8 protein-coding genes are annotated in these 12,855 nt (G+C 71.0%); 2 read left to right on the top strand and 6 right to left on the bottom strand.

All coding sequences use genetic code 11. The features are described from left to right. Window positions 1-161: 161 nt before the first annotated feature. Window positions 162-1,196: a LacI family DNA-binding transcriptional regulator gene (locus tag CFP65_RS36570; RefSeq protein WP_104820202.1), complete on the top strand. Its 1,035-nt coding sequence runs from the start codon at window positions 162-164 to the stop codon at window positions 1,194-1,196. Between the two features lie 53 nt (window positions 1,197-1,249). Here the strand turns inward: CFP65_RS36570 and CFP65_RS36575 are convergent, their stop codons facing one another. Both CFP65_RS36575 and CFP65_RS36580 read right to left on the bottom strand, forming a co-directional pair. Beyond that, on the bottom strand, window positions 1,250-2,815 hold the full coding sequence (locus CFP65_RS36575; RefSeq protein ID WP_104820203.1) for a cellulase family glycosylhydrolase: 1,566 nt from the start codon (window positions 2,813-2,815) through the stop codon (window positions 1,250-1,252). A gap of 132 nt (window positions 2,816-2,947) precedes the next feature. Then, window positions 2,948-4,945, bottom strand: a complete 1,998-nt coding sequence (locus tag CFP65_RS36580) for a glycoside hydrolase family 6 protein (RefSeq protein WP_104820204.1) — start codon at window positions 4,943-4,945, stop codon at window positions 2,948-2,950. Window positions 4,946-5,303: 358 nt separating this feature from the next. Between CFP65_RS36580 and CFP65_RS36585 the strand changes: the two genes are divergently transcribed. After that, window positions 5,304-8,288 (top strand): glycoside hydrolase family 48 protein, encoded by a 2,985-nt coding sequence (locus CFP65_RS36585; protein WP_104820205.1) that lies wholly within the window; start codon window positions 5,304-5,306, stop codon window positions 8,286-8,288. A gap of 347 nt (window positions 8,289-8,635) precedes the next feature. Here CFP65_RS36585 and CFP65_RS36590 read toward each other — a convergent pair whose 3' ends face one another. The 4 genes from CFP65_RS36590 to mmsA form a co-directional block, all read right to left on the bottom strand. Next, a complete protein-coding gene (locus CFP65_RS36590; RefSeq protein WP_104820206.1) occupies window positions 8,636-9,391 on the bottom strand; it encodes a hypothetical protein in 756 nt (251 codons plus the stop codon). After that, the gene (locus tag CFP65_RS36595) at window positions 9,388-9,735 is read right to left on the bottom strand and encodes a PadR family transcriptional regulator (RefSeq protein ID WP_104820207.1); all 348 of its coding nucleotides are present in this window, start codon (window positions 9,733-9,735) and stop codon (window positions 9,388-9,390) included. The genes CFP65_RS36590 and CFP65_RS36595 overlap by 4 nt, the downstream gene beginning before the upstream one ends. Before the next feature lie 253 nt (window positions 9,736-9,988). Next, on the bottom strand, window positions 9,989-11,221 hold the full coding sequence (mmsB, locus tag CFP65_RS36600; RefSeq protein ID WP_104820208.1) for a multiple monosaccharide ABC transporter permease: 1,233 nt from the start codon (window positions 11,219-11,221) through the stop codon (window positions 9,989-9,991). A gap of 3 nt (window positions 11,222-11,224) precedes the next feature. After that, entirely contained in the window at window positions 11,225-12,772 is a 1,548-nt protein-coding gene (mmsA, locus tag CFP65_RS36605) for a multiple monosaccharide ABC transporter ATP-binding protein (RefSeq protein WP_104820209.1), read from the bottom strand. Window positions 12,773-12,855: the final 83 nt, after the last annotated feature.

The raw sequence follows: 12,855 nt of genomic DNA on the forward strand, positions 1-12,855 counted from the left end.
CGGTGGTGCAGGGTGGGAGCACATTTGGGAGCGCTCCCACTACGATGTGGGAAGATTGCTGCGTCGTACGAGGGAGTGTCAAGGGTGCGAGTCGGCTCTGTTACCGGAACGTGTCCGGCGCCCCTCGGAGCAGCCGCCCGCCGCCCTCCGGGAGACCGATCATGAGCCGAGCCGAACAACAGCCCGCCGCCGCCCGACCGACCCTGGAGGCGGTGGCCGCGCGGGCCGGAGTGGGGCGGGGCACCGTCTCCCGGGTGGTCAACGGCTCGCCGAAGGTGAGCGCCAAGGCCAGGGCGGCCGTCGAGCAGGCCATCGCCGAGCTCGGGTACGTGCCGAACCAGGCGGCCCGCTCGCTGGTCACCTCGCGGACGGACTCGGTCGCGCTGGTCATCCCGGAGAGCGTCGCCAGGCTCCGCTCCGAGCCCTACTTCTCCGACATCATCACCGGCGTCTCCGGCGAACTTGCCGAGACCGAGATGCAGTTGCTGCTGATTCTGGTCCGCGACGAACGCGAGCGGGAGCGGCTGACCCGGTACCTGACCGCCCGCCGGGTGGACGGCGTGCTGCTGGTCTCGGTGCACGAGGACGATCCGCTGCCCGAGCTGCTCGAGCAGCTGGAGATGCCCGCGGTGCTCGGCGGCCGCCGGTCCGGCGAGGAGTCGCTGAGTTATGTGCACGCCGACAACCGGGGTGGCGCCCGGGCGGCCGTGCGGCACCTGCTGGCGCGCGGGCGGACGACGGTGGCCACCGTCACCGGCCCGCTCGACATGGAGGCGGCCGAGGCCCGCCTGGCCGGGTACCGGCAGGCCCTCGCCGAGGCCGGCCTGGAGCCGGACGAGGGGCTGGTCGGCCACGGTGATTTCACCGAGCGCGGCGGCCGGGAGGCGATGCGCGAGCTGCTCGCCCGGCGCCCGGAGCTGGACGCGGTGTTCTGCGCCTCCGACATGACGGCGGCCGGCGCCCTCCAAGCCCTGCGGGAGGCGGGCCGGCGGGTGCCGGAGGACGTCGCGGTGGTGGGTTTCGACGATTCGGCGGTGGCCAGGCACACCGAGCCGGCCCTCACCAGCATCCGCCAGCCGACCGAGGAGATGGGCCGGTTGATGGTGCAGCTGCTGCTGAAGGAGATCGCCCAACCGGGCCGGTTCCGTCGGCAGGTGGTGCTGCCGACGGAACTGGTGGTGCGGGCCTCGGCCTGAGCCGCGGCCGCCGGGCTGGAACGGCCGTCAGGGCGTGGCCGCTGGAACTGCCCTCAGAGCGTGGCCAGATGGGCGCGGTAGCCCGCGCCGAAGGCGGTCGGAGTGCCGTCGTAGGCGCTGATCAGCGAGGGGCCGCTGCTGCAGTCCCAGGTGTTCCAGGTCCAGGCGAGGTAGGAGACGCCGTGCTGGTCCAGCCAGGGCAGCAGGGTGTCCAGGTAGCCGTGGGCGCAGTCGTTCTCGCCCAACTCGCCTGCCACGAGCGGGATCTGGCTCGCCAGCGGGGCGATCTGGGAATCCCAGCAGGAGCTGTTGGCGCAGGTGTTGAAGTTGTACGAGTGCCAGGAGGCGGCCAGGTTGTGCTTCGGGTCGGCGGGCTGGTAATTCGCCCACTGGGTCAGGTCGTTGGCGTACTCCAGGCCGCCGAGCAGTAGCACGTTGTCCGCGCCGGTGGAGCGGACGGCGTCGACCATCGCCTGCATCCCGGCGACCTGGTAGCCGATCCCCGCGCAGCTGCCGCCGTCCCGCCAGCAGGCCCAGCCGGAGGCGGTGCTGCCGGTGGCCCGCGAGGGGTAGGGCTCGTTGAACAGGTCGAGTACGGTGGCGTCGTCGCCCTTGAAGGTCTGGGCCACCGAGGTCCAGAACGGCAGGGCGCCGGCTGCGTCCGGCATCGGCTTCTGGCAGGTGGCGGCGGCGTCCGAGCAGCCGGCGGAGGGGCCGGTGTACACCCCGTCCGTCCAGTGCAGGTCCAGGACGGTCACCAGGCCGTTCTGGTGCAGCAGGTCGACGTAGCTCTTCACCGCGGCGATGTAGGCCGCACCGGCGTACTCCGGCTTGACGTTGGAGTGGCCGAGCCAGCAGTCCTCGTTCAGCGGGATGCGGACGGTGTTGATCCGCCAGGACTTCATCGCGGTGACCGAGGCCTGGTCCACCGGACCGTCGAAGAAGCCGTAGCCCTGGACGCACATGAACTCGGCGCCCGAACGGTCCACCCCGTGCAGGGTGATGGGGCTGCCGGTGGCGGTCACCAGCTTGTTGCCAGAGACGTGCACGGCTGGGGCCGGGCCGGGCGGGGGCGGGGTGGGGGTCGGCGTGGGAGTCGGCGTGGGGGTGGGCGTCGGCGTCGGGGTGGGGGACGGGCTCGACTGCGGGCCGCAGGTGGTGCCGTTGACGGTGAAGGTGGTGGGGGCGGTGTTGGTGCCGCTGTAGCCGAAGTTGGCGCTGGTGGTGTAGGAGGTGCCGGGGTTGATGGTGGCGGCCCAGCTGGGGCTGGTGACGGTGACGTTCTTGCCGGTCTGGGTCCAGGTGCCGTTCCAGCCGTTCTGGAGGGTCTGGTTGCCGGTGTAGGCGTAGCCGAGGGTCCAGCCGTTGATCGGGGTGGTGCCGGTGTCGGTGATGGTGAGGTTGGCGGTGAAGCCACTGCCCCAGTCGTTGCCGAGGGCGTAGCTCACGTTGCAGCTCACCCCGGCGGCGGCCCCGGCGGCCGGGGGAGTGGTGGCCGAGGGGGCGGTGGCGGCCGAGGCGGTGAGGGGGAGCAGCGCCAGGGTGCAGCAGGCGGCCGTGGCGGCCGCGATCCTGGCGGGTGAGAGTCTGAAGGAGCGGGGCACGGCAGTGCGAGTCATGTGGGGGCTCCTCTGGGTGGGAGGAGGCCGGGGCCGCCTGGGGCGGCCCCGGCCGGGGATGCGGCTCGCTTGCGGGTGAGCGTCTGGGTGGGGGTCAGCTCGCCGCGCAGGTGAGCCTGGATGGAGCGGGGCTCAGCTCGCGGTGCAGCTGAGGGTGGGGGCGGGGTTGGCTCCGGAGTAGCTGCCCTGGAAGCCGAAGCTGGTGGTGGCGCCCGGGGCGAGCGTGCTGTTGTAGGAGAGGCCGGTGGCGGAGACCGAGGCGCCGCTCTGGCTGGTGGTGGCGTTCCAGCTGTTGGTGAGCTGCTGGTTGCCGCCCCACTTCCAGGTGACCGTCCAGGACTTGGTGGCCGCGCTGCGGGTGTTGGTCACCGTGACGTTGGCGGTGAAGCCGCTGCCCCAGTCGTTGGCGACCGCGTAGGTCGCGGAGCAGCCGCTGCTGCCGCCGCCGCCCGAGCTCGCGGTGGTGGCGGTCACGGCGGCCGAGGCGGCGGAGACGTTGCCGGCCGCGTCCTGGGCGGTGACGGTGTACTGGTAGGCGGTGGCCGCGGTCAGCCCGGTGTCGGTGTAGCTGGTGCCGGTCACGGTCGCGACCTTTGCGCCGCCCCGGTAGACGGTGTAGCCGGTCACCCCGACGTTGTCGGTGGAGGCCGTCCAGCTCAGCGAGACGCTGCTGGTGGTGGTGCCGGTGACGGCGAGCCCGGTCGGGACGCTGGGCGCGGTGGTGTCGCCGCCGCCGGTGGAGCCGCCGACCGGCGGGTAGGCGTTCTGCACCAGCTGCTGGAACTGGGCGCCGAACCACTGCCCGGCCGGCACGTCGTAGCCCGGGATGGCGTCGGTCGGGTAGGTGTTGCCGTTTCCGTCGCTCTGGGTGCCGGCCGGGTCGCAGTGCGGGTCGCCGTGCGGGTGGGCGGCGGTGGGGTAGTCGCCGTCGGACTCACCCGGGGGCTTGACCCAGAGGAAGGCGATGATCGGGCTGTTCGCGCCGTACGGCTGGGCCTGCGGGCGCGCGCCGAGCCCGGCGCCGTTGATGTTGCACCAGCTGCCGCGGAAGTGCTTCTGGTCGACCTTGTTGGCCGCGACGTAGGTGTCCACCGTGCTCGGAGCGGAGTTGAGCGCGGTGGGCCTGGCCGAGCCGCCCCAGCCGTTGCGGGAGGTGTCGACCAGCATGCCGATGGTGCTCGGGAAGCCGTTGGACACCAGGGTGGAGTACATCGCGTTGTCGTAGTGGTACTCGTCGAACTGGGGGTTGTACTGGTAGAAGTTGGCCGACTTGAGCGGCTGGCCGCCCACCGTCAGCCCGGAGTCGGGCAGGAACGGCTCGCTCAGCGGGGTGGTGTTGGCGGTGTCGCTGATGAAGCCGTCGATGCTGGCGAAGCCGGCGGTGGTGGCCTTGGCGATCTTCGCGTACTCCTGGCCGGCCGGGACCATGTTGGTGGACCAGCCGAGCCAGCCCGCGTGGCCGATGTCCAGGTAGTTGTAGACGTTGGGGATGGGGTGCAGCTTGTTGAGCGCGTACTCGACGCCCGTTTCGTAGAACGGCGCGGCCGTGGCGCAGGCCGGCTTGGACTGGTTGGTCACGGTGTTGGGCAGCGAGTCGGGCTCGATGACGGCCGCGACCCGGACGTCGGCATACTTCGGATTGGCCAGCAGCGCCGCGATCGGGTCGATGTACTGGCTCTCGTAGGTGGTCAACCCGGCCGCGGTGGCCGGGATCTCTCCGTTGGAGGCGAGGGCGGCGCAGTCGCGGCCCGGCAGGTCGTAGACGACGATCTGGAGGACCACCGGGGTACCGGCCTGCTGCTGGGCGAGGGCGCGGTCGAGGTGCGCCTGCAGGCCGAGGTGGGTGGAGTCGCCGGCGATGGCGCCGATGTGGTCCAGCCAGATGGCGGTCGGGTTCGTCGCGACCTGGGCTTCGAGCGCGCCGAGAGTGCCGCCGTCGGCGGCCGCCTGGGCCTTGACCTCGGCCACGTAGTCGGGGTTCAGGTAGCCGGTGGCGCCGACGAAGGGGTTGGTCAGGTGGACGGTGGCCGCGTGGGCGGGGGTGGCGCCGATGCTCGGCAGCAGCCCGGTGGCGCCGAGCAGGGCGGCGGCGGTCGCCGTTCCGAGGCGACGCAGGACAGGGTGGGGCACGTCCGGGTCCTTTCTGACGGGTGGGTGGGGCCCGAATCGGTGGGAGCGTGTCCATGCGGGGGACACTCACCGTTCCCACATCAAGCCAGTGCTGGCGAATCCTCGTCAAGACGTTGGGGAGCGCTCCCACGGCGGCGCTGTAAGTTACACGGCGCCCGGCCGGGCCCGGCGGTGATCGCCGCGGTGGTTCCGGCGCTGGTCGCCGGGCGGGGCCGCGCCGCCGGGCGGCCCGGGGGCGTCCGCCCCGGTACGGTGTGCGCTTCCCAAGTGTCCCCGAGCGCCCCACGATCGCAGCCAACACCTCCGTCCGCCGCACGCCCCGCAGTGCGGCGGCACCCACCCACCTGGAGGAAGACGCATGCGACGTACAGCACGGCGTTCGCGCGACAGACGGCTCACCGTCACGGCCACGGCCACCGTCCTGGCCCTGCTCGGTGCGGCGGGCGGCGCGCTCTCGGCCCCGGCCGCCGAGGCGGCCGCCGGGGTGAGCTGCAACGTGAGCTACGCCCTCGGCAACGACTGGGGCAGTGGCTTCACCGCCAACCTCACCATCACCGACACCGGCACCACCCCGATCAACGGCTGGACCCTCGGCTACGCCTACACCGGCAACCAGACCCTCCAGAACGGCTGGAACGGCACCTGGACCCAGACCGGCAAGAACGTCACCGTCACCAGCCCCAGCTGGGCCGCCACCATCAACCCCGGCACCTCCTACACCACCAGCGCCAACTTCGGCTACAGCGGCACCAACACCGCCCCCACCACCTTCACCGTCAACGGCACCACCTGCCACGGTGCGAACCAGGCGCCGACCGTCTCGCTCACCTCGCCGACGGCGGGCCAGACCTTCACCCCCGGATCCACCGTCAAGCTCGCGGCCGACGCGGCCGACGCCGACGGCACCGTCTCGAAGGTCGACTTCTACGCCAGCACCTCGGCCGGCAGCAACACCCTGATCGGCTCCACCACCACCGCGCCGTACGGCGCGAGTTGGGCCAACGTGCCGGCCGGGGACTACTCGCTCACGGCCGTGGCCACCGACAACTCCGGGGCCACCACGACCTCCAGCCCGGTGGCGATCAAGGTGAGCGGGCCGACCCTGCTGGTCAGCCCGGCCACGCTGGCCGTCCAGCAGGGCAGCACCGGTACCTTCACCGTCGCGCTCTCCCAGGCGCCCGCCGCCGACACCACCGTCACGGTGGCCCGTTCGGGCAGCGACACCGACCTGAGCGTGAAATCCGGCGGCACGCTGACCTTCACCACCGCCAACTGGAGCACCCCGCAGACGGTCACGGTCGCGGCCGGCACCGACGCCGCCCAGGTGGGCGGCACGGCCACCTTCACCGCCTCGGCCACCGGCTTCGGCTCGGCGGCGGTCGCGGTCACGGAGGCGGCGAAGAGCTCGGGCTACGACCAGTACTTCCTGGACCTCTACAGCAAGATGAAGAACCCGGCGAACGGCTACTTCAGCCCGCAGGGCATCCCGTACCACTCGGTGGAGACCCTGGTGGTAGAGGCCCCGGACTACGGCCACGAGACCACCTCCGAGACGTACAGCTACTGGCTGTGGCTGGAGGCCGACTACGGTCGGGTCACCGGCGACTGGACGGCCTTCAACAACGCCTGGACCAGCCTGGAGACGTACCTGATCCCCAGCCACGCCCAGCAGCCGGGCCAGAGCACCTACAGCCCGTCGAAGCCCGCCACCTACGGCCCGGAGAAGGCCCAGCCCGACCAGTACCCGATCAAGCTCAACAGCGGCGTGCCGGTCGGCTCCGACCCGCTCGCCGCCGAGCTGTCCAGCACCTACGGCACCTCGGACCTGTACTCCCCGGCCTGGCTGCTGGACACCGACAACCGGTACGGCTTCGGCCAGTGCGAGGACGGCACCACCAAGCCCAGCCTGATCAACACCTTCCAGCGCGGGCCGGAGGAGTCGGTCTGGGAGACGGTGCCGCAGCCCGACTGCGACGTCATGAAGTACGGCAGCCCGGGCTCCGGCTTCCTCAGCCTGTTCAACGACGGCGGCGGCTCGTTCTCCAAGCAGTACAAGTACACCGACGCCCCGGACGCGGACGCGCGGCTGGTCCAGGCCGCCTACTGGGCCGAGCAGTTCGCCAAGGCCCAGGGCAAGAGTGCGGCGATCACCGCGACCCTGGGCAAGGCCGCCAAGCTCGGCGACTACCTGCGGTACTCGCTCTACGACAAGTACTTCAAGCAGGCGGGCAACTGCCTCGGCTCGACGGCCTGCCCGGCCGGCAGCTCCAAGGCGAACGAGCAACTCGGCCTGCTCACCTGGTACTTCGCCTGGGGCGGCGACACCGGCGGGGCCTGGTCCTGGCGGGTCTCCGGCTCCGCCGCGCACCAGGGCTACCAGAACCCGATGGCGGCCTGGGTGCTGGCCAACGACCCCGGCCTGAAGCCGAGTTCGCCGACGGCCTCGACCGACTGGGCGGGCAGCCTGGACAAGCAGCTCCAGTTCTTCCAGTGGCTGCAGTCCGGCGAGGGCGGCATCGCGGGCGGTGCGACCAACAGCTGGGGCGGCAACTACGGGGACGACGCGGCCCCGCCGGCCGGTGACCCGACCTTCTACGGCCTGTACTACGACTGGCGGCCCGAGTACCACGACCCGGCCTCCAACCAGTGGTTCGGCTTCCAGACCTGGTCGATGGAGCGGTTCGCCGAGTACTACAACGCCACCGGCGACGCCCGGGCGAAGGCGATCCTGGACAAGTGGGTGCCCTGGGCGATGTCGGTCGCCAAGGCCGATCCGGCCACCGGCACGCTGACCACCCCGGACGCGCTCACCTGGACCGGCGCGCCCGACACCTGGAGCGCCACCAGCCCCGGCGCCAACGCGGGGCTGCACGTCACGGCCGCCGGCGGTGCCACCGACCTGGGTGTGGCGGGTTCGCTCGCCAAGACGCTGGCGTACTACGCGGCCAAGTCCGGCAGTAGCACGGCCCAGAAGTTCGCCCAGAACATCCTGGACACCATCCACGCCAAGTTCGCCGACAGCCTCGGCTACTCGGCGCCGGAGACCCGGACCGACTTCAACCGGTTCACCCAGCCGTACTCGGCCACGACCCACCAGGGCCTGTACGTCCCGTCCGGCTGGACCGGGACGTACCCCGACGGCACCAAGATCAACTCGTCCAGCACCTTCCTGTCGATCCGGCCCTGGTACACCAGCGACCCGCAGTGGTCGAAGGTGCAGACCTACCTCGACGGGGGCGCCGCGCCGACCTTCAACTATCACCGGTTCTGGGCGGAGGCGGACATCGCGACCGCCTTCGACACCTTCGCCCAGCTCTTCCCGGGGGTGAACCCGGGAAGCTGAGCGATCCGCCCGGCAGCCCTGGTCCCGTCCGGTCCCGCCCCGGCCCTGGCTGGTGCGGGGTCGGGCGGGCCTTGACAGGTATGTTGTTAGCGTTAACAATTACCGTGGTGTTAACGGAACGGCCGCCCGTCTCGGCCCTTCCCATCCACTCCGTCGGCTCGGGGGCGACCGCAACCCGCTGCGGTCCCGTCCGCCCGGCGGCTCCCGTTCCGCGCTTCTTGAGGGTGAGGCGGCGGAACGGACGGCCGGTCGCCGGCACTTCCGCCACTTCGCGGAGCGTCGGCGACCGGTCTCGTCGGCATCGGCCGATCGCCCGGTCCGGGCAGCGCGGGGGTCCGCCCCCGGGTTCAGCTCTCCTCGCGGCCGGCGGTGACGTCGCGCTTCATCCGGTACCAGCCGGTGACGGCGCCGATCGGGCCCGCGACGGCCGCGCCGATGAGGATGGGGGCGATGCGGTCCGGGCCGCCGTAATGGATGACCAGGGCGCTCATGGTCCCGGAGATCACGGCGACGACCAGGAGCGGCTTCAGCTTGTCGCGGTAGGTGCGGCTGAGGAAGAGCTGCTTGTCGGGCCGTGCCGTCAGCTCGTCAAGTTCCGCTGCCGGTCCGGACATTGCCGCCTTCGGGCGCTTGAAGTACATGAAGTACATCCAGTGGCCGCACGCCTCCCAGCCGTCCGGGGCGAGTCCGGCGGCGGTCGCCTCGCGCTCCTTGGCGTTGTCGGCGGTCTCGCGGCGGTACTCCCAGCGCATCGCCGCACCCGGCGTGCGGCGGCAGACGAAGCGGCCGAGCCGGTCGAGGCCCTCCACCTCCCAGCCCTGGTCGCCGTAGTGGTTGAGGTGCCGGCGATCGGCGTAGATGTCGGTGGCCCACTTCCAGGTCTCCACCCCGGCGCCGGGCTCCTCGACGGTGTGGCCGCCGGTGAGCCGCTCGGCGAAGTCCGCCGGCGTGCCGAACTCCTCCTGGGCGTCCGGCGATCCGCTCTCCAGGAGGTAGTTGGCGAGGTCGGCGACGGTGGCCGTGACCTCCTGCTCCGGCCGGCCGGCGGCGCGCAGCCGCTCGGCGAGCTCGGTGAAGTAGTCGGTGCTGCTGTTCGGAGTCATGACGTCCCCCCTGGACGGGTGTTGTTCAGCATGGTGGTGACGGCGGCGTGGAAGGCCAGCCAGGACTCGCCCTGTTCGGCGAGCGCCTGGCGGCCCTCATCGGTGAGGCGGTAGTAACGGCGCCCCGGGCCTCGCTCGGCGGCCCTGAACTCCCCGACTGCCAGGCCGGCTTCTTCGAGCCGGTTGAGGACGGGGTAGAGCGTGCCGCCCTTGATCTCGCCGAGCCCGGCCTGCGCCAGGGCTTTGGAGATCTCGTACCCGTAGCTCTCGCCGTCGGTGAGACAGGCGAGGACGAGGAGGTCAAGGACGCCCTTGAGCCAGCTGGATCTGCGGTCTGCGGCCATGGATGTATTCCAGCACCATCTAGGTAGGAATGCAATCTAGCTAGGGGATCTACTTTCCGAGCGGGCCCGTCGGGCGGTCGTGTCGGCTGCCGACGGGCCGCAGACACACCGGCAGCCGGGCGTAGCGGCACCGTGGGGGCCGCTACGCCCGGCTGGGGGGCTCAGTTGGGGCCGGACTCCGGCACGGGCGTGGGCCGCCGCGTCCGGGTCCGCTGCCGGGCAGGCCGTGCCGGCCCGCCCGGTCGAGGTGGTGTCAGGATCCGCCCTTGCGCTTGTTGTAGACGTCGAAGCCGACGGCGGCGAGCAGGACCAGGCCCTTGATGACCTGCTGGTAGTCGGTGCCGACGCCGACCAGGGACATGCCGTTGTTGAGCACGCCGAGCACCAGGCCGCCGATGATGGCGCCGAAGACGGTGCCCACGCCGCCGCTGGCCGAGGCGCCGCCGATGAAGGCGGCGGCGATGGCCTCGAGCTCGAAGTTGATGCCGGCCTGCGGGGTGCCGGCGTTGAGGCGGGCGGCGAAGACCAGGCCGGCGAGGGCCGCCAGGACGCCCATGTTGACGAAGGCCAGGAAGACGACCCGCTTGCTCTTGACGCCGGAGAGCTTGGCCGCGGCCTCGTTGCCGCCGATCGCGTAGGTGTGGCGGCCGATGATGGAGTTGCGCATCAGGTAGCCGAAGCCGACCAGCAGCGCGCCGAGGATCAGCAGCACGACGGGGAAGCCGCGGTAGCTGGCCAGCAGCAGGGTGAAGACGGCCACGGCGGCGGTGATGACCGCGAGCTTGACCAGGAAGAGGCCCGTCGGCAGGACCTCTATGCCGTAGGAGGCGGCGCGCCGGCGGCCCCGGAACTCCTGCAGGACGGCGACCGCGAGCACGGCCGCGCCGAGCAGCAGGGTCAGATTGTGGTAGTCGGTGTGCGGGCCGACCGCGGGGAGGAAGCCGTTGCCGATCTGCTGGAAGCCGCGCGGGAAGGGCGCGATCGACTGGCCCTGCAGGATGATCTGGGTGCCGCCGCGGAAGAGCAGCATCCCGGCCAGGGTGACGATGAACGAGGGGATGCCGATGTAGGCGATCCAGAAGCCCTGCCAGGCGCCGGCCGCCGCACCGATCAGGAGGGCGAGGACGAGCGCCACCGGCCAGGCCATCCCGTGCTTGACCATCAGCACCGCCGAGACGGCGCCGATGAACGCGGCCAGCGAGCCGACCGAGAGGTCGATGTGCCCGGCGATGATGACGATCATCATGCCGATGGCCAGGATCAGGATGTAGCTGTTCTGCTGGATCAGGTTGGTGACGTTGAGCGGCTGGAGCAGGATGCCGTCCGTCCAGATCTGGAACAGCACCACGATCAGCGCGAGCGCCAGCAGCATGCCGTACTGGCGGACGTTGCCGCGCAGCGCCTGCAGCAGGACGGCGCCCACGGTGGGGCGCTCGGCGGCGGGCGGGGCGCTCGCCGTGATCTCGGGGGTTTCGGTCTGGGCCATCGGTTACACCTGCTCGTTCGGGGTTGCCGCGCTCACGGTCAGGAGGCGCATGAGTGATTCCTGGGTGGCGTCCGCGCGGTCCAGCTCACCGGTGAGCCGGCCCTCGGCCATGGTGTAGATGCGGTCGCACAGGCCCAGGAGTTCGGGGAGTTCGGAGGAGATGACGAGCACCGCCCTGCCCTGGGCGGCGAGGTCGGCGATCACCTCGTAGATCTCGGCCTTGGCGCCGACGTCGATGCCGCGGGTCGGTTCGTCGAGGATCAGCACCTCGGGCTCGGAGAAGATCCACTTGCTGAGGACGACCTTCTGCTGGTTGCCGCCGCTGAGCTTGCCGGTCTGCGCGAACACCGAGGGGGCCTTGATGTTCATCGACTTCCGGTACCGCTCGGCGACCCGGTGCTCCTCGTGCTCGTTGACCACCCCGCGCCGGGAGACCTTCTGCAGGGCGCTGAGCGAGATGTTGCGGCTGATGTCGTCCATCAGGTTGAGCCCGAGCTGCTTGCGGTCCTCGGTGACGTAAGCGAGCCCGTGCCCGATCGCCTCGGGCACGGTGCGGGTGGAGACCTCCTTGCCGTGCATTAGCACCCGGCCGCCGGTCCAGCGCCCGTACGAGCGGCCGAAGACGCTCATCGCGAGCTCGGTGCGGCCGGCGCCCATCAGCCCGGCGATGCCGACGATCTCACCGTGCCGCACATGGACTGACACACCGTCAACCACCTTGCGCTGGTGCTGGATCGGGTGCTGGACCGTCCAGTCCTCGATGGCCAGGGCGACCTCGCCGATCTGCGGGGTGCGCTCGGGGTAGCGGTGTTCGAGGTCGCGCCCGACCATGCCGCGGATGATCCGGTCCTCGGAGATGCCCGACGGTCCGACCGCGAGGGTCTCGATGGTCTGCCCGTCCCGCAGGATGGTGACGGAGTCGGCGACCTTGGCGATCTCGTTCAGCTTGTGCGAGATGATGATGCAGGAGATGCCCTGGGCCTTGAGCTCCAGGATGAGGTCGAGCAGCTTGCGGCTGTCCTCGTCGTTGAGCGCGGCGGTCGGCTCGTCCAGGATGAGGAGCTTGACCTCCTTGGCCAACGCCTTGGCGATCTCGACCAGTTGCTGCTTGCCCACGCCGATGTCGGCGATCCGGGTCTGCGGGTTCTCGGTGAGCCCCACCCGCCCCAGCAGCTCGGCCGCGTGGCCGAGCGTGCGGTGCCAGCTGATGATGCCGCGGGTGGCGTGCTCGTTGCCGAGGAAGATGTTCTCCGCGATCGACAGGTACGGCACCAGGGCGAGTTCCTGGTGGATGATCACGATCCCGCGCTGCTCGCTCTGCCGGATGGACCTGAACTGGCAGGGCTCGCCCTGGAAGAGGATCTCGCCCTCGTAGGAGCCGTGCGGGTAGACCCCGCTGAGCACCTTCATCAGGGTGGACTTGCCGGCGCCGTTCTCGCCGCAGACGGCGTGCACCTCGCCTGCGGCGACCGAGAGGTTGACGTCGGAGAGGGCCTTGACACCGGGGAAGGTCTTGGTGATCGAACGCATCTCGAGGACGGGTCCGGCCATGGCTGTGCATCCGTTCGGCTGGGGGGAGGCGCGGGCGGGGGCGGACCGGGCACAGGTAGGTCGGCCGGCCCGCCCGCGCCTCC

It is taken from the genome of Kitasatospora sp. MMS16-BH015, assembly GCF_002943525.1.
Lineage (GTDB): Bacteria > Actinomycetota > Actinomycetes > Streptomycetales > Streptomycetaceae > Kitasatospora.

What these genes read in the sequence shown, in the direction of transcription:
- CFP65_RS36570 (WP_104820202.1), top strand. Translation starts at nt 162, where the DNA reads ATGAGCCGAGCCGAACAACAGCCCGCCGCCGCCCGACCGACCCTGGAG.
- CFP65_RS36575 (WP_104820203.1), bottom strand. Translation starts at nt 2,815, where the DNA reads ATGACTCGCACTGCCGTGCCCCGCTCCTTCAGACTCTCACCCGCCAGG.
- CFP65_RS36585 (WP_104820205.1), top strand. Translation starts at nt 5,304, where the DNA reads ATGCGACGTACAGCACGGCGTTCGCGCGACAGACGGCTCACCGTCACG.
- CFP65_RS36590 (WP_104820206.1), bottom strand. Translation starts at nt 9,391, where the DNA reads ATGACTCCGAACAGCAGCACCGACTACTTCACCGAGCTCGCCGAGCGG.
- CFP65_RS36595 (WP_104820207.1), bottom strand. Translation starts at nt 9,735, where the DNA reads ATGGCCGCAGACCGCAGATCCAGCTGGCTCAAGGGCGTCCTTGACCTC.
- mmsB (WP_104820208.1), bottom strand. Translation starts at nt 11,221, where the DNA reads ATGGCCCAGACCGAAACCCCCGAGATCACGGCGAGCGCCCCGCCCGCC.
- mmsA (WP_104820209.1), bottom strand. Translation starts at nt 12,772, where the DNA reads ATGGCCGGACCCGTCCTCGAGATGCGTTCGATCACCAAGACCTTCCCC.